We start from the raw sequence: 22470 nt of genomic DNA, 5'->3' as shown, positions 1-22470 counted from the left end.
ACCAAGGGACAAATCCATGCTGCTCACCCGCCAGACGCTGCCGAAGACCATCCCCGATATCGCAGCCCTCGACGAGCTGCTGTGCCGTCCGACGCAAGCGCTGATCGACGACCTCGCCAAGGTCGAGGGCGACATCATGATCCTCGGCGTCGGCGGCAAGATGGGCCCGACGCTGGCGGGGCTCGCCAAGGCCGCCGCGCCGGATCGCCGGATCATCGGCGTGGCCCGCTTCAGCGACGCCAGCGTGAAGGACTGGCTGCACGCGCGCGGCGTCGAAACCATCAATTGCGACCTGATGGACGAGACTGCCATCCGGGCGCTGCCGAAGGCGCCGAACATCATCTTCATGGCCGGCCGCAAGTTCGGCGCCGAGGGCGATCTGTCGCTGACCTGGGCAATGAACGCGCACGTGCCCGCCCTGGTCGCCCAGGCGTTCCCGTCCTCGCGCATCGTGGCGTTCTCGACCGGCTGCATCTATCCCTTCGTCGCTGTGGACGGCAAAGGCTCGACCGAGGACATGGCACCGAACCCGCCCGGCGAATACGCCCAGTCCTGCGTCGGCCGCGAGCGGATGTTCGAGTATTTCTCGCACAAATTCGCAACGCCGGGCCGGCTGTTCCGTCTCAATTACGCGATCGACATGCGCTATGGCGTGCTGCACGACATCGCGACGAAAGTGCTGGGCGGCTCGCCGATCGACGTCAGCCTCGGCCATGTCAATTTCATCTGGCAGGGCGATGCCTCCGCGCAGGCGCTGCGCTGCCTTGCGCACTGCACCGCGCCAACCTCGCCGATCAATGTCAGCGGCCACGAGATTCTGGCGGTGCGCGATCTCGCCCAGAGATTCGGCGCAAGGTTCGGCCGCGCGCCGGTGCTGACAGGCAAGGAAGAGCCGACGGCATGGCTGACCGACACGTCGAAGGCGGTCGAGCTGTTCGGCCTTCCGGTCGTCGACACCGAGCAGTTGATCGCCTGGACCGCCGATTGGGTCTCGCGCGCCATGCCGAGTCTCGGCAAGCCCACCAAATACGAGGTGCGCGATGGCCGTTACTGACGCCCCGCACATCGTCCAGCTCGGCGTCGACGACGCAATCGCGGGGCTGGCGTTGTCGACGGAAGCGCACTGGAACCAGACCGACGAGGATTGGCGCATCTTCCTGCGCGACGGCGTCGTGTTCGGCATTCGCGACGGCATGCGGCTGGTCGCAACCGCAGCACTGCTACCCTATTCCGGCAACAACGCCTGGATCAGCATGGTGCTGGTATCAGGCAAGCATCGCCGCCGTGGCTTTGCCACCCGTCTGGTCGATGCCTGCCTGGAGACGGCGCGTCAGAACGGGCTGACCAGCTGGCTCGACGCCACGCCGGACGGCGCCGCCGTCTACGGACCGCTGGGGTTCACGCCGACCCTGCAATTACGCCGCCTGAAGCTGTTGAAGCCTGCGCGGGCCGAAGCACCGCCATCGTCATCCGCGACACTCGATGCGCTTCGTATACGGGACCGGCGGGCCACCGGTTTCGACCGGACCGCCCTCCTCTCCGCCTTCGCACAACGTTCCGGCTCGCGCATCGTCGGTGCCCACGGCGCCATCGCACTGGTTCGCGACGGCCGGACCGCCCGCCATATCGGCCCGTTGTTGGCCAACGATGCCGCGGCGGCTCTGGCGCTCGTTGACACGATCGTGCGTTCCGAGACGAGCCCGCTCCTGCTCGACGCCGTCGCGTCGCAAGCCGCGTTCCTGGAAGGCTTGACCGCCTCCAGCTGGACCATCGAGCGCCCGTTCCAGCGCATGCGGTTCGGCCCCGCCACCGTCACGGGCGAGGAAATGCCATTCGCCGTTGCCGGCCCTGAATTCGGATAGGACATCATGCATCACAGCCAGATCAACAGCGACATCCGCAACCTGATCACTGAGGGCACCGTGATACCGGCGCATCCGCTCGCGCTCACCGCCGAGCGCCAGCTCGACAAGACGCATCAGCGTGCGCTGACGCGCTATTACATCGACGCCGGCTCCGGCGGCCTTGCCGTCGGCGTGCACACGACGCAGTTCGCGATCCGCGACGTCGGTCTCTACCGTCCGGTGCTCGAGCTCGCCGCCGAGACCGCGGCGAGCTGGACCAAGCGACCGCTGGCGATGGTCGCAGGCCTCGCAGGTCCGACAAAACAGGCGGTCACCGAAGCCCGCACCGCGCGCGACATCGGCTATCATGCCGGCCTGCTCAGCCTCGCCGCGATGAAGAGCGCCTCCGAGGACGAGATCATCGCGCACTGCACGGCGGTCGCCGCCGAGATCCCGCTGGTCGGCTTCTATCTTCAGCCGGCCGTCGGCGGCGTCATCCTCTCCACCCGGTTCTGGCAGCGCTTCGCCTCGATCGACAACGTCATCGCGATCAAGATCGCGCCGTTCAACCGCTATCGCACCCTCGACGTCCTGCGCGGCGTCGCGGCCGCGGGCGCGCTCGATCGCGTCGCGCTCTACACCGGCAATGATGACCACATCCTGCTCGACCTGATGCTGCCGTTCGATCTGCGCGACAACGGCGTCACCACGCGCACCTATTTCAAGGGCGGTCTACTCGGCCATTGGTCGGTGTGGACGGCGAGCGCGATCAAGCAGTTCGAGCGCTGCAAGTCGGCGCGGCACAAGGACAGCGTGCCGGCCGACCTGCTGGCACTCGATGCCCGCGTCACCGACTGCAACAGCGCCTTCTTTGACGTCGCCAACAATTTCCACGGCTGTATCGCCGGCTGCCATGAAGTGCTGCGGCGCCAGGGCCTGATGCAAGGCCTGTGGTGCCTCGATCCGGACGAAGGCCTCAGCCCGGGTCAGAAAGAGGAGATCGACCGCGTCTATCGCGCGCACGCCGACCTCAGCGACGATGCCTTCGTCGCCGCCAATCGGGATAAGTGGCTGGCATGAGCCCAGACCCCTTCATCAGCCTGCAGGGCGTCCGAAAGGTCTATCGCAGCGGCGGCGCCGAATTCCTGGCGGTGTCCGACGTCACCATGGACGTGCAGGAAGGCGAGCTGGTCTCGTTGGTCGGCCCGTCCGGCTGCGGCAAGACCACGGTGATGAAGATCCTGGCCGGCCTGCATGGCGCCGACGGCGGCACGGTGAAGATCGGCAACGCCAACAGCCCGTTCGATCCGACCCGCGACATCGGCATGGTGTTCCAGCAGGCTTTGCTGCTGAAATGGCGGACGATCCTGGACAACGTGCTGCTGCCGGCCGAGATCGTTGGCCTGCCGATGAAGGCGGCGCGCGAGCGGGCGCGCGACCTGCTCAACCTGGTCGGGCTCGCCGGCTTTGAACAGAAATATCCGCAGCAGCTGTCCGGCGGCATGCAGCAGCGCACCGCGATCGCGCGCGCCTTCATTCACGACCCAAAGCTGATCCTGATGGACGAGCCGTTCGGCGCGCTGGACGCGCTGACGCGCGAGCAGATGAATCTGGAGATGTTGCGGATCTGGCGGGAGAGCGGCAAGACCATTATCTTCGTCACGCATTCGATCCAGGAAGCCGTCTTCCTGTCCTCGCATTGTGCTGTGCTGACGGCGGGACCTGCGAAGATGGCCGACTATTTTCCGATCGACCTGCCTTTCCCGCGCGACCTGCCGCTCAAGACGACCGATGCGTTCGGCGCCTATGCAAGGCGGATCTACGCGAAGCTGGGTCTGGGCGCGGTGTAAGGCGCCGCACGACAGGTGCCGTAGGGTGGGCAAAGCGAAGCGTGCCCACCAATTTTATGAAACGCGGGGCAGTCGTGGGCACGGCGCAAGCGCGCCTTTGCTCACCCTACGAGAGCCGGGCGCGGCGTTGTCACCGCGCCCTCCTCACAATCAGCTCTTGTTGCGCATCTTGCCGAGCAGGTAGTTGTCGTAGAAGTTCTCCGCGATCTGCGTATAGAACAGCAGCTCCTTCATATACGCGTCGTGGCTTTCCTTGGTCCGCTTGAACAGGTCGCTCTTGGCGGCGAGCTCGTTCAGATGCTCCTGGGTGGCGTTGTAGCAGGCCTCCAGCACCGGTTGCGGGAACGCCTTCAGCTCCGCGCCGTTGGCGATCAGCCGCTTCAGCGCCGCCGGATTCACGCTGTCGTATTTCTGGACCATCCAGGCGCCGGCCGCCGCGCCGGCCTGATTGACGATCGCCTGGTACTGCTTGGGCAGCGACGCCCATTTCTCGTCGTTGACGATCATGTGCAGCATCGCGCCGCCTTCCCACCAGCCCGGGAAGTAATAGTACTTGGCGACCTTCTGGAAGCCGAGCTTCTCGTCGTCATAGGGGCCGACGAACTCGACCGCGTCGATCGTGCCCTTCTCCAGCGCCGGATAGATGTCGCCGCCTGCGATCTGCTGCGGCACGACGCCAAGCTTGGCCAGCACATGGCCGCCCATGCCCGCGATGCGGAATTTGAGGCCCTTGAGGTCGTCGACGGTCTTGATCTCCTTGCGGAACCAGCCGCCCATCTGGGTGCCGGAATTGCCGCAGAGGATCGCGTGCGCCTTGAACGGCTTGAGCGCTTCATTGGTGAGGTCGGCGCCGCCGCCGAAGTGCCACCACGATTCCTGATGGCGATGGTTCATGCCGAACGGCGCGCCGGTGGCGTAGGCCAGCGCGGGCTCTTTGCCGATGTAGAAATAGAGCGGGGTCTGCGCCATCTCCACCGACGCCGTGCTGACGGCATCAAGCGCCTGCAAGCCCGGAACGATCTCGCCGGCGCCGAAGGTCTGGATCTGGAATTTGTTGTCGGTGGCTTCGGCGACGTATTTCGCGAAGGTCTGCGCCGTGCCGTAGATGGTGTCGAGCGACTTCGGGAAACTCGACGTCAGGCGCCACTTGATCTCGGGCGCGCTTTGCGCGATCGCAGGTGCGGCAACCAGCGTCGTCGCGCCGGCGACCGCTCCGCCCTGGAGGAATGTACGGCGTTTCATGATGGGGTCTCTCCCTGAACTAAATTTCAGACATACGGCGTGCGGCGACGATCTTCGCGGACCGTTTGCCCGTTCGCAAAGCAGAGTTCAAGATGCGCGAGGAGATGGCCTGTAGCCTGGATGGAGCGAAGCGCAATCCGGGAATCGTGCCACAAGCGACAGGGGTCCCGGACTACGCTGCGCTCCATCCGGGCTACGAGACTATGAGCTGAAAGGGCTTCAGAGCAGCTTGGCGCTGACGAACAGCGCGCGCACGGCGTTGGTTGCCTGCACCGCGAGCATCGCGTTACCGGCCGCGCCTTCCAGAGCCTCGACGGCGTCCTCGTGCAGGGAGCGGAATTCCATCCATTCGACTGACTTGAAGTTGGTCAGGAATTGATAGGCCTGACCGACGGTCGCGATCGCCAACGTGTCACCGTTCAGCTTGATCTTGAACGTCGTACGCAGCGGGGTCTCGGAACTTGATGGATCACTCATGGGCTGCTTCTGGACGATGACGGCTTAACGAAGGGGAAACGGCAGCCCCGCCGCAGCAGGCGAATATCAGGAGTCGGTGCTGGCGCGCTGCGAGGCAGTCGCAGATCCGCCCAGGCTCGGCACCACGACAAGGCGATTGAACTCGCCATTGTCGTAAGCCTTGAGGAAGCGATCATAGTCCTTGATCGAGACGCAGCCGTTGGAGTCGCCGCGCGGCCCGAGCATGTAATTGTGGGTGAGAAGGCCGACGCGGCCGAGTGCGCTGGTGCCATCGGTGGGCGTCAGGCGCAGCGCGCGGACACCGTGGAACAGCTTTTCGCGCGGCTTCAGGTCGTAGGTTGCGGGCGGGGTCGCGCCGACCATGCGCTGGTCGACATGATTGGGGTCGTCCATCAGCGCGCCCATGCCGGAATGGGCTTCCAGCGCGACGCCGCTCGGCAGGTAAAGCGCCTTGGCCTTGATGTCATAGACCGCCGTCCGCGAATCGTAGCCGAGTGCGGCCAGATCCGGCGCTTTGGCGAACAGGCCGTCGCCAGGCGTCAGCGAGGCCAGCCTAATCTTGTCGGTGAATTTTTCGAAGAAGTTGCGGTTGTCGACCTTGGGATTGGTCTCGGCATAGGCCTGGCTGGAGGCGATCTGGGCGGAGAAGTCCGCCTGGGTCGGGCGCGAGCGCGGCATCGGGATGGCGTCGGCACGCTGCGACGGCCTCGTCTCGTCAACCACGTGCCGGTCGTCATCGGTCAGGGTCGAGCGCCAATCGTCGCCCTGGAGCTTCTGGGCGAGCATCGCCTTGGCATCGCGGAGCTTGAGCTGGACCGCACTCAGGGCGGAACGCTCCATCGTCCGCAGGCCGAGCTCGCGGGCGGGCGGATTGCCGGACGCCGACGCGAAACGGTCCTCGAAAGACGGGCTATTGGCCGGCGGCAGTGCAGCGGTGACAAGCGGGGTCGTGTCGCCGATATCGACAACCCAGGCAGCAGCCCCCAGCGCCAGCGCGACGGCGGCCAGCGACAGCAGTACTCTCTCGGCTCGCCCGACACGGCGGCGCGACAACAGCCTCTCGGCATGTGCTGCGTCGGAAACCATCAGATCCCCAAATCGACCCCCGGGGGGCCCAACCCCCGCCCGGAGACTCTATACCAGCTACCACATTGGGAGCCAAAAGTTAGGCATAATCGCGGCCGGCAAGCCCTCCTAAGGTATCCAATGACCGATCCCTTCGATCTAGAGCGCTTCGTAACGGCCCAGAATCCGGTTTTTCGCGCCGTCCAGGGGGAGCTGGCCCGGGGCCGGAAGCAGACTCACTGGATGTGGTTCGTCTTCCCCCAGATCGCGGGCCTCGGCTTCAGCGCCATGTCGCAGCGCTACGCCATCGGCTCCCGCGCGGAGGCCAAGGCCTATCTCGCCCATCCCGTGCTCGGGGCGCGCCTGATCGAATGCACCGGGCTGGTGCTCGCGGTTCAAGGGCGGAGCATCAACGCCATCCTCGGCGCGCCGGACGATTCGAAATTCCGTTCGTCGATGACGCTGTTCGGTGCGGTGTCCGATGAGCCCGTGTTCGGCGAGGCGCTCGCCCGCTATTTCGCAGGCGAACGCGACGCCGCGACGCTGGAAATCCTTGCCACCCTCGGTCGCTAAGCCAGGCTCGCACCCGCGGCATACACCAGCGTAAACCCGCGATTAACACGGCCTGTCTATTTTCCGGAGAATATCTTTCTCCCCCGCGCCAATTGCCGGACAGATCATGAAAATCGGAACGCTGCTGACCACCGCCATCGTCTCGCTCTCGACCGTGGGCGGCGGCCTCGCCGTCTACGTCGCCGTGACCAAGTACCAGACGATGGAGCGGATCAGCGAGGCGCAAGGCCGCCTGGCGATCGTCCGCGCCGCCAGCGACATCCCGCGCTATCTCAACCCCGAGCGCGGCTTTTCCACCAACATCCTCTACGGCCCCGCCACGATCGACCCTGCGCTGCTCGCCGAACAGAACAAGCTGCGCAAGCAGACCGACGGCGCCCGCGACAGGATGAACGCGCTGCGCAAGGAGCTGCCCGGCTCGTTCGACGACGGCAACAGCATCGGCAGCCACATCGATGGCATCAATGCGAAATTCACCGCCTTGCGCGAGGCCATCGACAAGGCGCTCACCGGGCCGGCGGAGGCCCGCAAGGACGCGGCCAAGAAGATCGTCGCCGACAATGCCGTGCTCAACAGCGGCGTGACCGCGCTGCTGAACGAGCAGGTCCGCCGCATGGCGATCCTGAACGGCGACGCCTACCGGCAGGCCAGCTACGCCAACACCGCCATGACGTTGCGCGACGTCGGCGGCTTCAACTCCAGCCTGCACAAGAACCTCGTCGGCGGCAAGAAGCCGGCGACCGACGCAGAGAAGGCCGACATCGGCCGCTCGCAGGGCCGCAACGACCAGCTCGTGATGGCACTGCTGGAGTTGCGCGGCAATCCGGCAACGCCAGCGAACGTCGCCACCGCGCTCGAGAAGTTCAATTCGATCTATGTCGAGGAATTTGGCCGCGAGCTCAAGCTCGTCAAGGACGGCGCGGTCAGCGGCAAGTACGAACACGACATGGACACCTATTACGCCGCCACGCAGCGCGGCCTCGGCACCATCATCGAGGTCCGCGACGCGTTCTACGACAATGCCGAGCAGATCCTGGCCGGCGCCTCCTCGGCCGCACGCACCAGCTTCACCATCGCGCTTGCAGGCCTTGCCGCCGTGCTCGTCGCGAGCGTCGGCCTCATCGTGATGGTTCGCCGCCGCGTCTGCGCGCCGATCGTCGGCCTGACGAGCCGGATGTCGCGGCTTGCCGAGGGCGAGGTTGCGGACAGCATCCCGGGCGCCGAGCGCTCCGACGAGATCGGGGCGATGGCTGCCGCCGTCCAGGTCTTCAAGGACAACATGATCCGGGCCGACCGGCTTGCGGCCGAGAAGCAGGCCGAGAATGACGGCAAGATGCGCCGCGCCCAGGCGCTCGACGAGCTCACCCGCGCGTTCGAGGCCAAGGTCACCGAGCTCGTCGGCGGCCTGTCCCGGGCCTCCTCGACCATGGAAAGCACGGCACAGTCGATGACCTCGACGGCGGCCCAGACCAACAGCCAGGCCGCGGTCGTCGCCACGGCCTCGGAGCAGACCTCGACCAACGTGCAGACCGTCGCCAGCGCCACCGAAGAGCTGACCTCTTCGATCTCCGAGATTGGTCGTCAGGTCGCACAATCCACCGAGATCGCGGCCCGCGCCGTCGACAACGCCCGCCGCACCGGCGACACCGCGCGCACGCTCGCCGAGGGCGCGCAGAAGATCGGCGACGTCGTCACGCTGATCCAGAGCATTGCCGAGCAGACCAATCTTCTCGCGCTGAATGCGACCATCGAGGCCGCCCGTGCCGGTGAGGCCGGCCGCGGCTTTGCCGTGGTCGCCTCCGAAGTGAAATCGCTGGCGGGCCAGACCGCCAAGGCCACCACCGAAATTTCCGAGCAGATCACGGCGATCCAGACCGCGAGCGACGAGACCGTGGCCGCGATCCGCAACGTCGCCGACGTCATCGGCGAGATCGACCAGATCGGCACCGCGATCGCCGCAGCGATCGAGGAACAGGGCTCGGCGACCAAGGAGATCGCCCGCAGCGTCCAGGAGGCCGCCCGCGGCACCCAGGAGGTCAACACCAACATCGCAGGCGTGCAGCGCGCCGCCGACGACACCGGCGCGGCCGCAAGGGAGGTGCTCGGCGCCGCCGAGCAGCTCTCGACACAGTCGCGCGATCTCGCCAGCCAGTTCGACCGCTTCCTCGGCGAGGTCAGGGCGGCGTAGACAAGTTCAGTACGGCGGCGCCTTGCGCGCCCGCTGCGCCTTCGCCGCCTCGATCCACCAGGCGAGATCGTCGGCAAAGCGCGGGAACGAGCGCTCCAAGGCCTTGCCGCCGTCGCCGATCGGCTCGCCGTCGGCCGACAATGTCTGCGCGATCGGGCCGACCCCGATGGTGCTCGACACCACAACCATACCCATCTCCGACAGCGTGCCGTGCCAGGCCGTTGCGGCGCGCGCGCCGGACAGCCGGCCGGCCGAATAGCTCACGATCGCGGCCGGGCGCCAGAACCACTCTTCGAGGAAATGGTCGGTGAGATTCTTCAGGCCGGGCTGGATGCCCCAATTGTACTCGCCGGTGACGAAGACGAAGCCGTCGGCGTCGCGGATCTGTCCGGCCAGCGTCTCCAGCGCTTCGGGTGCCGAACCCTTCGGATACTCCTTGTACATGCGGTCGAGCATCGGCAGGCCGATCGCCTTGGCGTCGATGAAGGTGACATCGTCGCCGCGCTCGCGCAGCCGATTGATGACAAAATTCGCAAGGCGGATGCCCATGCGGTCGGAACGGTAGGAACCGTAGAGGACGAGGATGCGATTGCTCATGGCCGGACGGTAGCACAAAACCGGCGTCCGGCCCTACTCGATCCGTCAACTATCGCCCGCGTCCGCGCTCCAGCGTTTGCGACGGCGTCTCGCCAAACTGGTCGCGGTAACTTCGGGAGAAATCGCTGAGATGCCAGAAGCCGAACGCAAGAGCCACCGCCTTGACGCTGTCGGCGCCGGCGAGCAGCCGCCGGCGCACCAGCCACAGCCGGCGCAGGCGCAAGTAACGGTGCAGGCTCATGCCGCGATAGCGGCGGATGACGTCGTGCATGGTGCGGACGGACAGTCCGAGCTTGCGGGCAATCTCCTCGCTATAGATCGGCTGCGAGAGGCACTGAGGCGATTTGACGCTGCACCTCCTCGATGACGGTGTAGGCCGCGCCGCCGCTGCCAATGACCACGACTGGACGTGCACGTTGCGAGCCATTGAAGCGAATGGGGACGTTGAGGTCGTCCATCGTGAAGCCGATCGCCGTGCAATTCCCGACGAGCTGTGCATCAACGACCCGGGGAAAGGCGCGCGTCAAATTCACGTCGCACCCAGGCAACGACAGAATTGTCTGCTCAGACGAAATCTTCCGTACGAAAGGCGTGAACTCGAAATTCAGCCCGTGTATGGCGCTTCGAAATTCGTCGACATCTGAAAAACGAAATGTCTTGAGTGCCAGCCTGGGCACGTCATCAATGCTGTTCATGAAAATACGAAACCCGGTGTCGCAATCGACGCGCATCCGGCAACGGTGCCGATCCGCCTCCCCCTTTTTGGTTTCTCGTCGGACCTGAAGAATCAATCCTAACGTGTCCCAATCAATTGGGAAGAGTCCAGCTGAAAGGACAAGCCCGGACGTCGAGCCTTGCCGAATTTCGATAGCATTTCCCGAAAATGCCGCGGTGCATTAATACCCTGGGATTTAATTCTCAAAATTAAAAATTAACACCTTTGAGGCCCAATAAAGCTCGTTAAATCGTATAGCTATTTTATTTCAGGCTCCTGCCATGATGGCAAATTCGCCTGCTGATATTTTGGTCGAGTTGGAGGATGCGGTCGCAACTTGCCCGCTGGATCGCTGCGCTCGCATCCTCGAAGGCATTTTGCAGCTGCTCACCGGCAGCCGCGACCGGCCTCAGGAATTGCTGGCCAGTGTGGTCGACGGCGTCCTGCTTCGATTGACGGAGCGGGTCGAGGCCAGCGCATTGATTCAACTCGGCGCGGCGCTTGCCGAGCTCAAAGTGGCTCCGCCGAAGACCCTGCAACGTCTTGCCTTACACGACGATCCCGGCGTGGCCTGCCCCGTTCTGCTCAAATCGCAGGCACTCTCCCCGTCCGATCTCGAAACGATCGCGATTTCGAGCGGCGAACCTCAGCAACTCGCGATCGCTGTCCGAGCGCGCATCGAACCCCGATTGACCGAGACGCTCATCAAGCGCGGCGGCCGCGCCGTTCACCTTGCGCTGATCAGCAACGCAGGGGCACGGTTCTCCGATGCCGCCTACGTCGCGCTCGTTGAGACGTGCGCAAGCGATGACGAACTCACGAAGGCCCTGGCGCTCAGACCAGGCACGCCAGATCCGGTCCTGCGGAAGTTGCTGCCGGCCTCGCCGGCCCCCGACGAACGCGCGGAGTCAAAGGCTTCCACCGTCTCGTGTCCTCGAGCGGCAGCGCCGATCGTGCCCATGCTGCCTAGCGCGGCCGCCTATGCAAGCGCACGGCCGGAGATCGTCGCGCTCAACCGCACCGGCAAGCTCAACGATTCCGCGGTGAACCGCTTCGCGATCCGCGGCGAGACCGCCAATTTGTTCACGGCCTTGTCGGTGCTTTCGGGGACCCCCATCGAGATCGTCGAGCACATCATGACCGACGGCGATTGCGAAGGCCTGGTGATGGCCTGCCGGGCGTCGCGGCTGAACTGGCAGACCACGCTTGCCATCCTGAGTAACCGCAGCGGCACCAGGCTTTCCTTTGCCGAGCGCGAACGCGCACAACACGTTTTCGAGACGCTGCTTCTGTCGACCAGTCAGTGGACGGTGCGTTGGGGGGAAATCGCCGCAAGCGTCAAGGAGAGCAGTCGGCGAGATCGCGGCGCAAAAACGGGGGGTAGCCGATGAAGTTCGACGGCCGCAAGGCGGCGCGCGTGCGGATGGACCACAGACAGGCCGTCAATCTGATGGGCTCTGACGGCACATGGCGGCGCAGCTGCGTTCTGCTCGACGTGTCGCAGACAGGCGCAAAGGTCGAGGTCGAGGGCACGCTGGACGTGCTGCAGGCCAAGGAATTCTTCATGCTGCTGTCGTCGACCGGGCTCGCCTATCGGCGCTGCGAGCTGGTCTGGATCGATGGCACCACGGCCGGCATTCACTTCGTCACCGCTGATGGCAAAAAGAAGCCGGCGAGCGCACCCTCGGCCGCGACGCAGACCGCCGCCCGGAGCAAATAGGCCAACAATTCATCCCAATTATTGCAATCCACGATAGTCCAGGTCGAGCCGTGCAGAACGCGCGAACCATCCTCAGCCCCGTCAACGCGGACGGCATCCGCGAGAAGGAAGCGGCCCGCTCCTTCGTGCATGTGCTGGCGGATACGTCCGACAGGCTGGCCGGCGTCTGCACGATCCTTGAGGACCGTTTCGCCATCGCCGGCGAACGGCTGGACGCCGAAGCCAAGCTGTCGCAGGTGCCCGCCGCCATCGTCATCCGCGCGGACCTGCGCGACGTCGACAATATCGCTGCCCTCAAGAGACGGGCCGGCAAGCTCGCCAAGGCGAAGAAGCGGATATTTCTCCTCGAGCACAGCTCTCACGTCGGTATCTCGCAAGCCTACGCGCTCGGGGCGACTCACGTCCTGTCCGGTACGATCAACCGGCCCAAACTACTGTCTGCGCTGTGCGATCCGGCGGATCCGTCCTCCGCCGCGCCGGGCGAGATGGCACGGTCCGACAACGCGGTCGAGGCCGCGGCAACGGCGATCGCCTCGATGTTTACGGCCGTCACCCTTGGCCAGCCCCTCGACGTCGATGGCACCAAGGAGGCCGGCCGCCAGATCGCCGACCGCATAACCCAGCGCGGCCTTTCGGAATGGCTCACGACGGTGCGACGCCATCACGAGGGAACCTATCAGCACTGCCTGCTCGTGACCGGCGTCGCCATCGACTTCGGCCTGAGCCTCGGTGTCGGAAGAGCCGATCTGGAGCGCCTCTACTCGGCGGCCATGTTCCACGACATCGGCAAGGCGCAGATCCCGCTCGCCATTCTCGACAAGCCGGGCCGCCTCGATGCGGAGGAACGTGCCCTGATCGAGACCCATCCGGCCGCTGGCCATGAGTTTCTAAAGAGCCACGACAAGATTTCGCCGGAGATCCTCGATGCCGTTCGCCATCATCACGAATATCTCGACGGGAGCGGCTATCCCGATGCGCTCTGCGCCGAGAGCATCGGCGACGTCGTAAGGATTCTCACGATCTCCGACATCTTCGCAGCGCTGATCGAGCACCGGCATTACAAGCCCACCATGCCTCGTGCGGAAGCCTACGACGTCCTCTGCGGGATGAGCGGAAAATTGGAGAAAGCGCTGGTGACCTCGTTCAAGCAGGTCGCGCTCACGCGATAAGGCTGGCGGGCCTATGGCGATGGCCGCGAAGCGAGCCCGGCTAGTGCGTGGCGCGATGGCTGGCGCGGTGCGGGATGGACCGGCAGGCCAGCCCGTCGGCCAGCAGCTTCATATCCTCATGCCGGCCGCTGCGAATCAGCCGGCCGAACTCTTCGGGTGTGAAAGGAAGACTTGGATCAGCATCGATGGGGCGCCGCAGCCGCGGGCCGAAGAACCATCGAACCAGGCTAGCCAGCCGCCGCATGTCAATTCCCTCGCGCCAGCAACAAACCTCTCAGTCTGCATATTGTTCCTCCCGCATCTTCGAGATTGCAAGAGGCCGCGAACGACTCCGCACCAAAAAAATTTTGCGAGAGAATAATCTCCTCTTCATCGTGCTAATCGGCAAAACCCACGTAGCGCACGAACTCTTCGTTATGCTCGCGGTCCGAGCGAACGGCGTTCGCGGCAAAGTCGTCGTCGGGATAGCCCATCGCGACGCAGGTCATGATCACCTCGTCCTCCGGAATTTTCGCGACCTCGCGCACGATGTCGGAGCGCATGATGCCATGCCCGTTGATGACAGAGCCGAGACCGCGGTCCCACGCCGCGAGCCCGATGCCGTAGCAGAGCGCACCGAGATCGAAATGGCAGACTGCGCCGGGATCGAGCACGCGGTCGTAGGTCGAGATCAGCGAGACCGGCGCATCGAATTGGCGGAAGCCGTGCAGCACCCAGTCTTGCCGCATATCGTGCACGCTCTGGTATTCGCCGTGGCTGATGATGTCACGCTTGACCGTGGCCCGCCGCTCATCCGGTTGCCGATGCGGCGCGCAGAATCTATGCTAAGCGGCAAGCAAGACCAAGAACCCTGGAGGACCACAGCCATGGCCGCGCCACTCGATCCCGTCATCGCCCAGATCATTCCGCTCATGCCGATGCGCGATCCCACGGTCATGACGCCACAGAGCGCCCGCGATTCCTTGCGCGCACTGGCTGCCTCGCGCGCCGCCATCCCGCCGCCGCCCGTCGACAGCGTCGAGGATATCAAGGTGAAAGGCGGCGCCGGCCCGCTTCCTGCACGCGTCTATCGGATCGGCAGCACGCCCGCGCCAACCGTGGTGTTCTTCCACGGTGGCGGCTGGGTCGCGGGCGACCTCGAGACCCATGACCGGCAGGCGCGCAACCTTGCGATCGAGACCGGCGCCGTCGTCATCTCCGTCGACTATCGCCGCCCGCCGGAGACGCGCTTTCCGGGCGCGTTCGAGGACGCCTTCGCCGCCGTGAGTGATATCTTCGACCGCGTCGCGGAATTTGGCGGAGACGCAAAACGCCTCGGCGTTGCCGGCGACAGCGCCGGCGGCAATCTCGCCGCGACCACTGCGATCGCTTGCCGCGATGCTGGCATCAAGCTGGCCGCGCAGTTACTGGTCTACCCCGTGACCGACGTCCTCGGCGCTTACGCCGACGCGCGCGAGAACGCGCGCTATCCCTCGCGCGCCGAGAATGCCGAGGGCTATTTTCTGACGCGTGCCACGATGGAATGGTTTTGTGGCCATTATCTCGCCGATGCTGGCCATGCCCTGGATTGGCGCGTCTCGCCACTGCGGGCCGCCTCACTTGCGGGCCTCGCGCCCGCGATCGCGACCACCGCCTGGTTCGATCCCCTGCGCGACGAGGGCGCTGCCTATGCGCGGGCGCTGGAGGCCGCCGGCGTGCGGGTCAAGCATCACGAGGGCCCCGGCCTGATCCACGGCTATTTTGGCATGGGCGACGCCTCGGACGTCGCGCGTGCCGAGGCGCAGCGCGCGCGAGCCGACTTCAAGGCCCTGCTCATGCGAGGAGTCTAAATCGCGCTAGGCGCTCTGCGCCGGCTGCGCCGCGGTGTGCCCCAGGTTTCGTCCCAGTCCTGACCGGCGGCGTCGACCACGCGGCCGTCGGCTTCGAAGAACTTGTTCGGCACCTGGAAGATCGCCAGGATCAGAGCGCCATCCGGGCACCAGGCTGCATGCCGGCTGCCCGGCTCGCGCCAGACGAATTCGCCGGCCTTGCAGGCGATGCCCTTGGCCGGCCCTTCCTTGTCGACGAGCGCGCCTTCGATCACCCAGCTCTGCTCGATGCCGACATGCTCGTGATCAGGCAGCACCGATCCCGGCGCAAATCGCATCAAGGCGGTCATCAGGCCAGTGCGGCGATCGAACAGCAGCGTCTTGGCCTCGCAGCCGGGAAAGCGTGTCGTCTGCCAATCCATGTCGTGAGGCCGAACCAGATGCGAATGCTGATCGGCGGCTTCCTGGCGTTTCGGGATCACGGCCTCCATCACGATGCTCCGTCCGGCTAAGCTGGCCAAGCCTAGCAGCATTGCCCGCCGCGGTCAGCGAGCAGTGCAACAAGAAGCGCGCCTGCGCGACTCCCGCTCGAAAAATCGCCAGCCGGACCGGACGGCAGGCCCTCATCCAGCTTGATTGCGCCACGATTCCGGGCTCCAATCTCTTCGCCATTTCTGGTTTACGGAGACACCCATGATGAAGCGGATTTTCCTGGCTGCAATCGTTGCCACCTTTGCGGCAGGCTCGGCCTTCGCGCAAGAAACCTGCGAGAGCAAGGCGGTCGGCAAGGACGGCAAGGCGCTCGCCGGCGCTGCCAAGACCTCGTTCCTGAAGAAGTGCAAGGCCGATGCCTGCACGCCCAAGGCCGTCAGCGCCGACGGCAAGCCGCTCGCCGGCGCCGCCAAGAACAGCTTTATGAAGAAGTGCGAGGTCAGCGCGTAAGGCGGCGCCGTTATCCAACGCACTCTCGTGCCCCGGACGCAGCGCAGCGCTTCTTCAGCGGTGCGCTGCAGAGCCGGAGCCCATGCTTCCATATGCATGGTTCGATGGATGGGTCCCGGCTCTGCGCAGCGTTACACGCTGCAGCGCGTCCGGGACACGAGACCTCCGGGTCGAGCCCACTGCCGGTTTCGCCATCACTCCCGCTTGAACTTGTAATCGAACGCCCCATCCCGCGGCCTGATCCATCCCACCGTCGGCGCCGGGAAATGAACCGGCAAGATCAGCGTGTCGGTGTCCGCCACGGAGGCGAAGAATTTTCGCCGCGAGAGCGTCGACTGATTCGGGTCCCAATCCGGCTTCGCCGACCAGCCCGGCTCGCGGCACTGGATCTGGTGATGCATGAGGTCGCCCGCGACCACCGCGCGCTGGCCCTTCGAAAAAATGTTCACGCAGCAATGACAGGGCGAGTGCCCCGGCGTCGGCGTCAGCGTGATGGTATCATCCAGCGCGTAATCGTCGTCGACCAAGAGCGCCTGCCCGGCTTCGACGATCGGCAGGCAATTGTCGCGAAACACCGTGCCGGGCGGATTGCTGCCCTTGGCATTCTCCGCCTCCCAGGCCGCGTATTCACCCTTGTGGAAGACATATTTCGCATTCGGAAACGTCGGCACCCAGCGGCCGTCGCGTAAACTCGTGTTCCAGCCGGTGTGGTCGATATGCAGATGCGTGCAGAACACGTAGTCGATCTGCTCAAAACCGATGCCGAGCGCGAACAGCTCGTTGCGCCAGCGCTCCTTGCCGGGAAAATCGAACGGCGGCGGATGGCCCTTGTCCTCGCCGGTGCAGGTATCGACCAAAATGGTGTAGCGCGGCGTGCGCACGACAAAGGTCTGGTAGGTGATGACCATCATGCCACGCGCGGCGTCGAACACCTCCGGCTCCATCGTCGGCAGATGACGGGCGAACACGCCCTCGTCATAGGCTGGGAAGAAATCCCGCGGCCGCCGCCACGGCCCTTCCCGCTCGACGACCGCGTCGATGGTGATGTCGCCGATCCGGAGTTGCTTCATCGCCGTTTCACTCCCTTTTTCTGCAGGAGCGTAGCGACTGGCATGGGGCCGTTCAAGCCGCGCGATGCGGACAGCGCCCCTGCAAAGCGATCGCCGCAAATCAACCTCAAATACCGCTGAGGGTAATCGCGGAATTGGGAATCATCTGTGGGCCGGAAACTCAGATTCGCGACGACAGCCATCATCGCCGTCGCGGTAGGCGTCTACATCAACAACACCAGCCTTCTGGCGCCGCATCAGGGCGGCAAGCCGGTGTTGCTTGCCCATCGCGGCATGGCGCAACGCTTCGATGAGCGCGATGTGAAGAACGACACCTGCACCGCCGCGCGGATGCTGCCGCCGACCCACGATTATCTCGAGAACACCCTTCGCTCGATGCGCGCCAGTTTCGACACCGGCGCCGACGTGGTCGAGCTCGACGTGCATCCGACGACCGACGGCGAATTCGCCGTATTCCACGACTGGACGGTCGATTGCCGTACCGACGGCCACGGCGTCACGCGCGAGCAGAGCATGGCGAAGCTGAAAATGCTCGACATCGGCTACGGCTACACCGCCGACGACGGCAAAACCTTCCCGTTCCGCGGCAAGGGGATTGGGATGATGCCGACATTGTCGGAGGTGTTGGCCACCTTCCCTGACAAGAAACTCCTCATCAACGTGAAGAGCCGAGACCCGAACGAAGGCGAGACACTTGCCGGCGTGTTGAATGCGCTGCCGGCCGAGCAGCGCCGCACGGTCATGGTTTATGGCGGCGACGAGCCGATCGGCGCGATCCGTCGCCTTACCTCTGACGTCCGCACGATCTCGCGCGCCGCCATCCGGGGCTGCCTGATCCGTTATATCAGCTATGGCTGGACCGGCCTGGTCCCGGCGGCCTGCCGCAACGCGATGGTGCTGGTGCCGATCAACGCCGCACCCTGGCTATGGGGCTGGCCCGATCGCTTCCTCGCACGCATGAACGGCGTCAACAGCGCGGTGTTCGTGCTCGGTCCCTACAGCGGCGGAGAGTTCTCCACCGGCATCGATACGCCGGAAGCGTTCGCGCGGTTGCCGCAAGGCTATTCCGGCGGCATCTGGACCAACGAGATCGAGGCCATCGCCAAGACTGCGGGCAAGGTTGCGGGAAAGAGCAAAGATTAGCTCCGCAACCCCGGCGCTTCCTGCCCGGTGCGCGCGACATATTCCGTGTAGCCGCCGCCGAACTGATGGATGCCTTCCGGTGTCAGCTCCAGCACCCGGTTCGACAACGTCGCCAGAAAATGCCGGTCATGCGAGACGAACAGCATGGTCCCCTCGAAATCCGCCAGCGCCGTGATCAGCATTTCCTTGGTGGCGAGGTCGAGATGGTTGGTCGGCTCGTCCAGCACCAGGAAGTTCGGCGGGTCGAACAGCATCTTGGCCATCACCAGCCGCGCCTTCTCGCCGCCTGACAGCACGCGGCAGCGCTTCTCGACGTCGTCGCCGGAGAAGCCGAAGCAGCCGGCGAGCGCGCGCAGGCTTCCCTGCCCCGCGGTCGGAAACGCGTATTCGAGCGACTGAAACACCGTCTGCTCGCCGTCGAGCAGGTCCATGGCGTGCTGGGCGAAATAGCCCATCTTGACGCTGCCGCCGACTGCCACCGTGCCATCATCGGGCTCGCTCGCGCCCGCGACGAGCTTGAGCAGCGTCGACTTGCCGGCGCCGTTGACGCCCATCACGCACCAGCGCTCCCTGCGCCGGATCATGAAATCGAGCCCGTCATAGATCCGCTTGCTGCCATAACCCTTGTGCACGTTCTTGAGCGCCACGACATCCTCGCCCGAACGCGGTGCCGGCGGAAAGTCGAAGGCCACGCTCTGGCGACGGCGCGGCGGCTCGACGCGCTCGATCTTGTCGAGCTTCTTCACCCGGCTCTGCACCTGGGCCGCATGCGAGGCGCGCGCCTTGAAGCGCTCGATGAACTTGATCTCCTTGGCGAGCATCGCCTGCTGGCGCTCGAACTGCGCCTGCTGCTGCTTCTCGTTCTGCGCGCGCTGCTGCTCGTAGAATTCGTAATCGCCGGTGTAGGTCGTGAGCGAGCCGCTATCGATCTCGATCACCTTGGAGATCACGCGATTGATGAACTCGCGGTCATGCGAGGTCATCAAGAGCGTGCCTTCGTAGTCGTGCAGGAATTTTTCCAGCCAGATCAGGCTTTCGAGGTCGAGATGGTTGCTCGGCTCGTCGAGCAGCATCACGTCCGGGCGCATCAAGAGAATGCGCGCCAGCGCGACGCGCATCTTCCAGCCGCCGGAGAGTTTTCCGACGTCGCCGTCCATCATCTCCTGGCTGAAGCCAAGACCGGACAGCGCTTCGCGCGCGCGGCCGTCGAGCGCATAGCCGTCGAGCTCCTCGAAACGGTGCTGCACCTCGCCGTAGCGGGTGATGATCTCGTCCATCTGGTCGGCCTTGTCAGGATCGGCCATGGCGGCCTCGAGCTCGCGCAGCTCGGCCGCGACCTCGCTGACAGGTCCTGCCCCGTCCATCACCTCGGCCACGGCACTGCGGCCCGACATCTCGCCGACATCCTGGTTGAAATAGCCGATGGTGATGCCGCGATCGGTCGAAACCTGCCCCTCGTCGGGCAGTTCCTCACCGGCGATCATCCGGAACAGCGTGGTCTTGCCGGCGCCGTTCGGCCCGACTAGGCCGATCTTCTCGCCCTTGTTGAGGGCGGCGGAGGCTTCAATGAACAGGATCTGGTGGCCGGCTTGCTTGCTGACGTTGTCGAGGCGGATCATGACTGTCTTTTGGGGGATTTTTGCGTTGCAGCGTCATAGGGCATGCCGGCGCTGAGGGGAAGCCCGGCGGGGTACGGATTCCTGCCCGCGCGGGCGCCAATTCGGTCATTTCACCAGAAGCTTGGGGCACATTAACCTCGACCGCCCGCGTCATTGCCATCTCGCTTGAGTTTATGGGCCGCATGATCGGTTCGCCGCAGCGAATTGGCTGAGGGCTGGATCCGACCTCGAACGTCACTCGGCCGATTTGTCTTGCTTGTGCCGGAAGGGATCGGCGCTGTCATCGTGACCGCTGCGGCTGCTGAAGAACATCAGCGCCATCAGTCCGCATCCGATCAGCAAGGAGAAAAATGTGCCAAGGCCTAGCGCGATCCAGCCGTGCTTGCCGATCTCGACCCCGCTGCTGGCATTCCATACCGAAACGGCCCAGACACCGGTCAAAATCAGGATCATGGCCAAAACGGCGAGCAGGAGGATCTGGCCCTTGCTGATGCGTTCCATGGTCACGCCTCCTGATGCTTGCCGGACCAACAAGCTGCGCCAGAGGCCGTTCCTCGACGCGTCCGAGAGCAACTTCCGCTTCGGGCATCGGCGTCATGATCTTTGCCTCGGCGCCGATACCGAACTCGCCACAGGGCCCGTGAATTTGATCGCGGTCGCTAGCGGATGGCCCCGAGGCGTTCTGATGACACCCTTTCGCTTTTTTACACATTAACGGCGCGACCATGTCGGCATGGGCCGGTCTCGATCGTCCTCGGGTGGACACTGCTCGGAAGTGCCCTGTATGGACCCGTGACGTGAAGTGATGTCGTCGCCTCGAGCCGTCAAAGTGAACCTGGAGCAATGCCCATGAGAATTACCGTCGAGACCAACGTAGCCGCCCCCGTCGATCAGGTCTGGCGTGCCTATACGACGCCTGCCGACATCGTGAAGTGGAACGCCGCGTCCGACGACTGGCATACGACCAGGGCTACGGTTGACTTGCGTGATGGCGGCGCGTTCTCGTCGCGCATGGAGGCCAAGGACGGCAGCATGGGTTTCGACTTCGCCGGCACTTACACGAAGATCGTTGAACAGAAGCGGATCGAATACGCGTTCGGCGATCGAAAGGCCGAAGTCGAGTTCTTGCCCGGCCCAAACGGCGTTGTCGTCCGCGTCGTTTTCGATGGCGAACCGACGCACTCGGTCGAGCAGCAGCAAGGCGGTTGGCAGGCGATCCTCGACAGTTTCGCGCGGTATGTGGAGGCAAAACAAAACAAGTCGTGACGTCGTGTGTAGGCAGGAGATGGAGATCCTGACAGGCGTGGTCGGATTTCCGCGGAGTACCTGACGGAAACTGAATAGTCCGCTTGGGATCGCCGCTGACGTCCGACAGGCGGCGACCGAGGCCAGCCACGGGCCAACGCGCGGACATTCGGCACGCTTCCCAATCGCGCGAAAACACGGTCATATGGCGTCCGGAGACACTTGGCGTATTGGCGCCAGGTGTCCGCTTCCACGGGGAGGCTGCGCGTGAAGGAACTCGCTGGAAAGACTGCGTTCGTGACCGGTGCAGCGTCGGGCATTGGACTGGGGATCGCGACCGCTTTCGCTCAAGCGGGCGCTAAAGTCATGCTTTGCGACATTGAAGAAGCGGCTCTGTCCGCAGCGCTCGAGCAACTGAGGCTCACCAACGTCGACATCGACGGCGTGAAAGCGGACGTTTCACTCAAAGCCGAACTCGTGGCGGCCGCCGAAGCCACGACTGCCCGCTATGGCAAGGTGCACATCCTCGTCAACAATGCGGGCGTCGGCGGCGGTGGGCCTTATGGCGCCTGGACCGAGGCCTCGTGGAACTGGACCTTGGGCGTCAACCTGATGGCGACCATTTGGGGGATCGAGATTTTCGGGCCGTTGATCGAGCAGCATGGCGAGGGTGGACACATCGTCTCCACAGCCTCGATCGCTGGCCTTATTTCAGGGGAGAGCAATGCATACAACGTCTCCAAGTATGGCGTTGTCGCGCTGTCCGAGGGCCTGCGGCGTGAACTCGCGCCGCGAGGGATTGGTGTATCGGTGTTGTGTCCAGGGGTCATCCGCACCCAAATCATGAACTCAAGACGCAATCTCCCCAAACGCTTCGAAGGGGGGCTGCCTGCCTTGCCGACTTCGGGCCCGCGTGCCGAGCGGATCAATATGCTCCGGGAACGAATCTCTCAGGGCATAGAACCCAACTATGTCGGTGAACTCGTCCGCGAAGGCGTCGAAAAGGACTTGCCCTATATCTTCACCGATTTGGAATTTGAGCCGATGGTCGAAGCGCGCTTCGCCGCAATCAAGCAAGGCTTTGACCACATCCGCGGGCGCACCCCGCAACGCTGAGCGCGCCGCCGCTTTCATCATAGCGGCCAAAACAATCATTCTGACAGGCTGAAACCGGCTTCAAAACCGTTGCGCAGTGGACCGCCA

General features: G+C 64.5%; 24 protein-coding genes and 1 pseudogene. 14 read left to right on the top strand and 11 right to left on the bottom strand.

Annotated features, from left to right (window positions below; genetic code table 11):
- Positions 1 to 16 precede the first annotated feature (16 nt).
- From RAD04_RS32705 to RAD04_RS32690, 4 genes are read left to right on the top strand one after another with little or no spacing between them, the layout of a single operon-like run.
- The gene (locus RAD04_RS32705; protein WP_461627082.1) at positions 17 to 1054 is read left to right on the top strand and encodes an NAD-dependent epimerase/dehydratase family protein; all 1038 of its coding nucleotides are present in this window, start codon (positions 17 to 19) and stop codon (positions 1052 to 1054) included.
- Positions 1041 to 1862 carry a GNAT family N-acetyltransferase gene (locus RAD04_RS32700; RefSeq protein WP_461627081.1) on the top strand — a complete coding sequence of 274 codons (822 nt, stop codon included), beginning with the start codon at positions 1041 to 1043 and terminating at the stop codon, positions 1860 to 1862. The genes RAD04_RS32705 and RAD04_RS32700 overlap by 14 nt, the downstream gene beginning before the upstream one ends.
- 6 nt (positions 1863 to 1868) lie before the next feature.
- Positions 1869 to 2924 (top strand): dihydrodipicolinate synthase family protein, encoded by a 1056-nt coding sequence (locus RAD04_RS32695; RefSeq protein WP_461627080.1) that lies wholly within the window; start codon positions 1869 to 1871, stop codon positions 2922 to 2924.
- Complete coding sequence (locus RAD04_RS32690; RefSeq protein ID WP_201759891.1) at positions 2921 to 3694, top strand: ABC transporter ATP-binding protein; 774 nt, start codon at positions 2921 to 2923, stop codon at positions 3692 to 3694. Before RAD04_RS32695 ends, RAD04_RS32690 begins: the two co-directional genes overlap by 4 nt.
- Before the next feature lie 150 nt (positions 3695 to 3844).
- On the opposite strand, the gene RAD04_RS32685 is transcribed toward RAD04_RS32690, so the two are convergent.
- From RAD04_RS32685 to RAD04_RS32675, 3 genes are all read right to left on the bottom strand, one after another.
- Entirely contained in the window at positions 3845 to 4936 is a 1092-nt protein-coding gene (locus RAD04_RS32685) for a TRAP transporter substrate-binding protein (RefSeq protein ID WP_461627079.1), read from the bottom strand.
- A 219-nt stretch (positions 4937 to 5155) separates the two neighbouring features.
- Positions 5156 to 5413 (bottom strand): hypothetical protein, encoded by a 258-nt coding sequence (locus RAD04_RS32680; protein WP_018322933.1) that lies wholly within the window; start codon positions 5411 to 5413, stop codon positions 5156 to 5158.
- A gap of 66 nt (positions 5414 to 5479) precedes the next feature.
- Positions 5480 to 6430 (bottom strand): DUF2778 domain-containing protein, encoded by a 951-nt coding sequence (locus RAD04_RS32675; protein ID WP_461627163.1) that lies wholly within the window; start codon positions 6428 to 6430, stop codon positions 5480 to 5482.
- 189 nt (positions 6431 to 6619) lie between these two features.
- Between RAD04_RS32675 and RAD04_RS32670 the strand changes: the two genes are divergently transcribed.
- Complete coding sequence (locus RAD04_RS32670) at positions 6620 to 7051, top strand: DUF1810 domain-containing protein (RefSeq protein ID WP_461627078.1); 432 nt, start codon at positions 6620 to 6622, stop codon at positions 7049 to 7051.
- A gap of 106 nt (positions 7052 to 7157) precedes the next feature.
- On the top strand, positions 7158 to 9239 hold the full coding sequence (locus tag RAD04_RS32665; protein ID WP_461627077.1) for a methyl-accepting chemotaxis protein: 2082 nt from the start codon (positions 7158 to 7160) through the stop codon (positions 9237 to 9239).
- Positions 9240 to 9245: 6 nt separating this feature from the next.
- On the opposite strand, the gene RAD04_RS32660 is transcribed toward RAD04_RS32665, so the two are convergent.
- Positions 9246 to 9836: an NADPH-dependent FMN reductase gene (locus tag RAD04_RS32660; protein ID WP_461627076.1), complete on the bottom strand. Its 591-nt coding sequence runs from the start codon at positions 9834 to 9836 to the stop codon at positions 9246 to 9248.
- Positions 9837 to 9885: 49 nt separating this feature from the next.
- A pseudogene (locus RAD04_RS32655) lies at positions 9886 to 10531 on the bottom strand (helix-turn-helix domain-containing protein).
- Positions 10532 to 10832: 301 nt separating this feature from the next.
- Between RAD04_RS32655 and RAD04_RS32650 the strand changes: the two are divergent.
- Genes RAD04_RS32650 through RAD04_RS32640 form a run of 3 tightly spaced genes read left to right on the top strand, consistent with a single transcriptional unit; the run spans position 10833 to position 13440 of the window.
- Positions 10833 to 11942, top strand: a complete 1110-nt coding sequence (locus tag RAD04_RS32650; protein WP_461627075.1) for a DUF2336 domain-containing protein — start codon at positions 10833 to 10835, stop codon at positions 11940 to 11942.
- Complete coding sequence (locus RAD04_RS32645; RefSeq protein ID WP_461627074.1) at positions 11939 to 12271, top strand: PilZ domain-containing protein; 333 nt, start codon at positions 11939 to 11941, stop codon at positions 12269 to 12271. The genes RAD04_RS32650 and RAD04_RS32645 overlap by 4 nt, the downstream gene beginning before the upstream one ends.
- Positions 12272 to 12321: 50 nt before the next feature.
- Complete coding sequence (locus RAD04_RS32640) at positions 12322 to 13440, top strand: HD-GYP domain-containing protein (RefSeq protein ID WP_461627073.1); 1119 nt, start codon at positions 12322 to 12324, stop codon at positions 13438 to 13440.
- A 40-nt stretch (positions 13441 to 13480) separates the two neighbouring features.
- On the opposite strand, the gene RAD04_RS32635 is transcribed toward RAD04_RS32640, so the two are convergent.
- Positions 13481 to 13684 carry a hypothetical protein gene (locus RAD04_RS32635; RefSeq protein WP_018322924.1) on the bottom strand — a complete coding sequence of 68 codons (204 nt, stop codon included), beginning with the start codon at positions 13682 to 13684 and terminating at the stop codon, positions 13481 to 13483.
- 133 nt (positions 13685 to 13817) lie between these two features.
- On the bottom strand, positions 13818 to 14168 hold the full coding sequence (locus tag RAD04_RS32630) for a nitroreductase family protein (protein ID WP_461627072.1): 351 nt from the start codon (positions 14166 to 14168) through the stop codon (positions 13818 to 13820).
- 138 nt (positions 14169 to 14306) lie between these two features.
- Between RAD04_RS32630 and RAD04_RS32625 the strand changes: the two genes are divergently transcribed.
- Positions 14307 to 15269 carry an alpha/beta hydrolase gene (locus RAD04_RS32625; protein ID WP_461627071.1) on the top strand — a complete coding sequence of 321 codons (963 nt, stop codon included), beginning with the start codon at positions 14307 to 14309 and terminating at the stop codon, positions 15267 to 15269.
- Here RAD04_RS32625 and RAD04_RS32620 read toward each other — a convergent pair.
- Positions 15266 to 15739: a cupin domain-containing protein gene (locus tag RAD04_RS32620; RefSeq protein WP_461627070.1), complete on the bottom strand. Its 474-nt coding sequence runs from the start codon at positions 15737 to 15739 to the stop codon at positions 15266 to 15268. The genes RAD04_RS32625 and RAD04_RS32620 overlap by 4 nt on opposite strands.
- A gap of 202 nt (positions 15740 to 15941) precedes the next feature.
- On the opposite strand from RAD04_RS32620, the gene RAD04_RS32615 reads away from it, so the two are divergent.
- A complete protein-coding gene (locus tag RAD04_RS32615; RefSeq protein ID WP_461627069.1) occupies positions 15942 to 16190 on the top strand; it encodes a hypothetical protein in 249 nt (82 codons plus the stop codon).
- Positions 16191 to 16384: 194 nt separating this feature from the next.
- Here RAD04_RS32615 and RAD04_RS32610 read toward each other — a convergent pair whose 3' ends face one another.
- Complete coding sequence (locus RAD04_RS32610) at positions 16385 to 17260, bottom strand: MBL fold metallo-hydrolase (protein ID WP_461627068.1); 876 nt, start codon at positions 17258 to 17260, stop codon at positions 16385 to 16387.
- 147 nt (positions 17261 to 17407) lie between these two features.
- Here RAD04_RS32610 and RAD04_RS32605 point away from each other — a divergent pair, with 147 nt between their 5' ends.
- Positions 17408 to 18403, top strand: a complete 996-nt coding sequence (locus RAD04_RS32605) for a glycerophosphodiester phosphodiesterase family protein (protein ID WP_461627067.1) — start codon at positions 17408 to 17410, stop codon at positions 18401 to 18403.
- Here the strand turns inward: RAD04_RS32605 and RAD04_RS32600 are convergent.
- Both RAD04_RS32600 and RAD04_RS32595 read right to left on the bottom strand, forming a co-directional pair.
- A complete protein-coding gene (locus tag RAD04_RS32600; protein ID WP_091956946.1) occupies positions 18400 to 20022 on the bottom strand; it encodes an ABC-F family ATP-binding cassette domain-containing protein in 1623 nt (540 codons plus the stop codon). The genes RAD04_RS32605 and RAD04_RS32600 overlap by 4 nt on opposite strands.
- 234 nt (positions 20023 to 20256) lie before the next feature.
- Entirely contained in the window at positions 20257 to 20523 is a 267-nt protein-coding gene (locus RAD04_RS32595; protein ID WP_028144937.1) for a hypothetical protein, read from the bottom strand.
- A gap of 348 nt (positions 20524 to 20871) precedes the next feature.
- Here RAD04_RS32595 and RAD04_RS32590 point away from each other — a divergent pair, with 348 nt between their 5' ends.
- Both RAD04_RS32590 and RAD04_RS32585 read left to right on the top strand, forming a co-directional pair.
- Positions 20872 to 21288, top strand: coding sequence for an SRPBCC family protein (locus RAD04_RS32590; protein WP_461627066.1), 417 nt, complete (start codon positions 20872 to 20874; stop codon positions 21286 to 21288).
- A 246-nt stretch (positions 21289 to 21534) separates the two neighbouring features.
- Positions 21535 to 22383, top strand: coding sequence for an SDR family NAD(P)-dependent oxidoreductase (locus tag RAD04_RS32585; protein WP_461627065.1), 849 nt, complete (start codon positions 21535 to 21537; stop codon positions 22381 to 22383).
- The last annotated feature ends 87 nt before the right edge of the window (positions 22384 to 22470 follow it).

This window comes from Bradyrhizobium sp. 25ACV (assembly GCF_054863005.1).
This window is presented reverse-complemented; position numbering and strand designations above follow the sequence as displayed.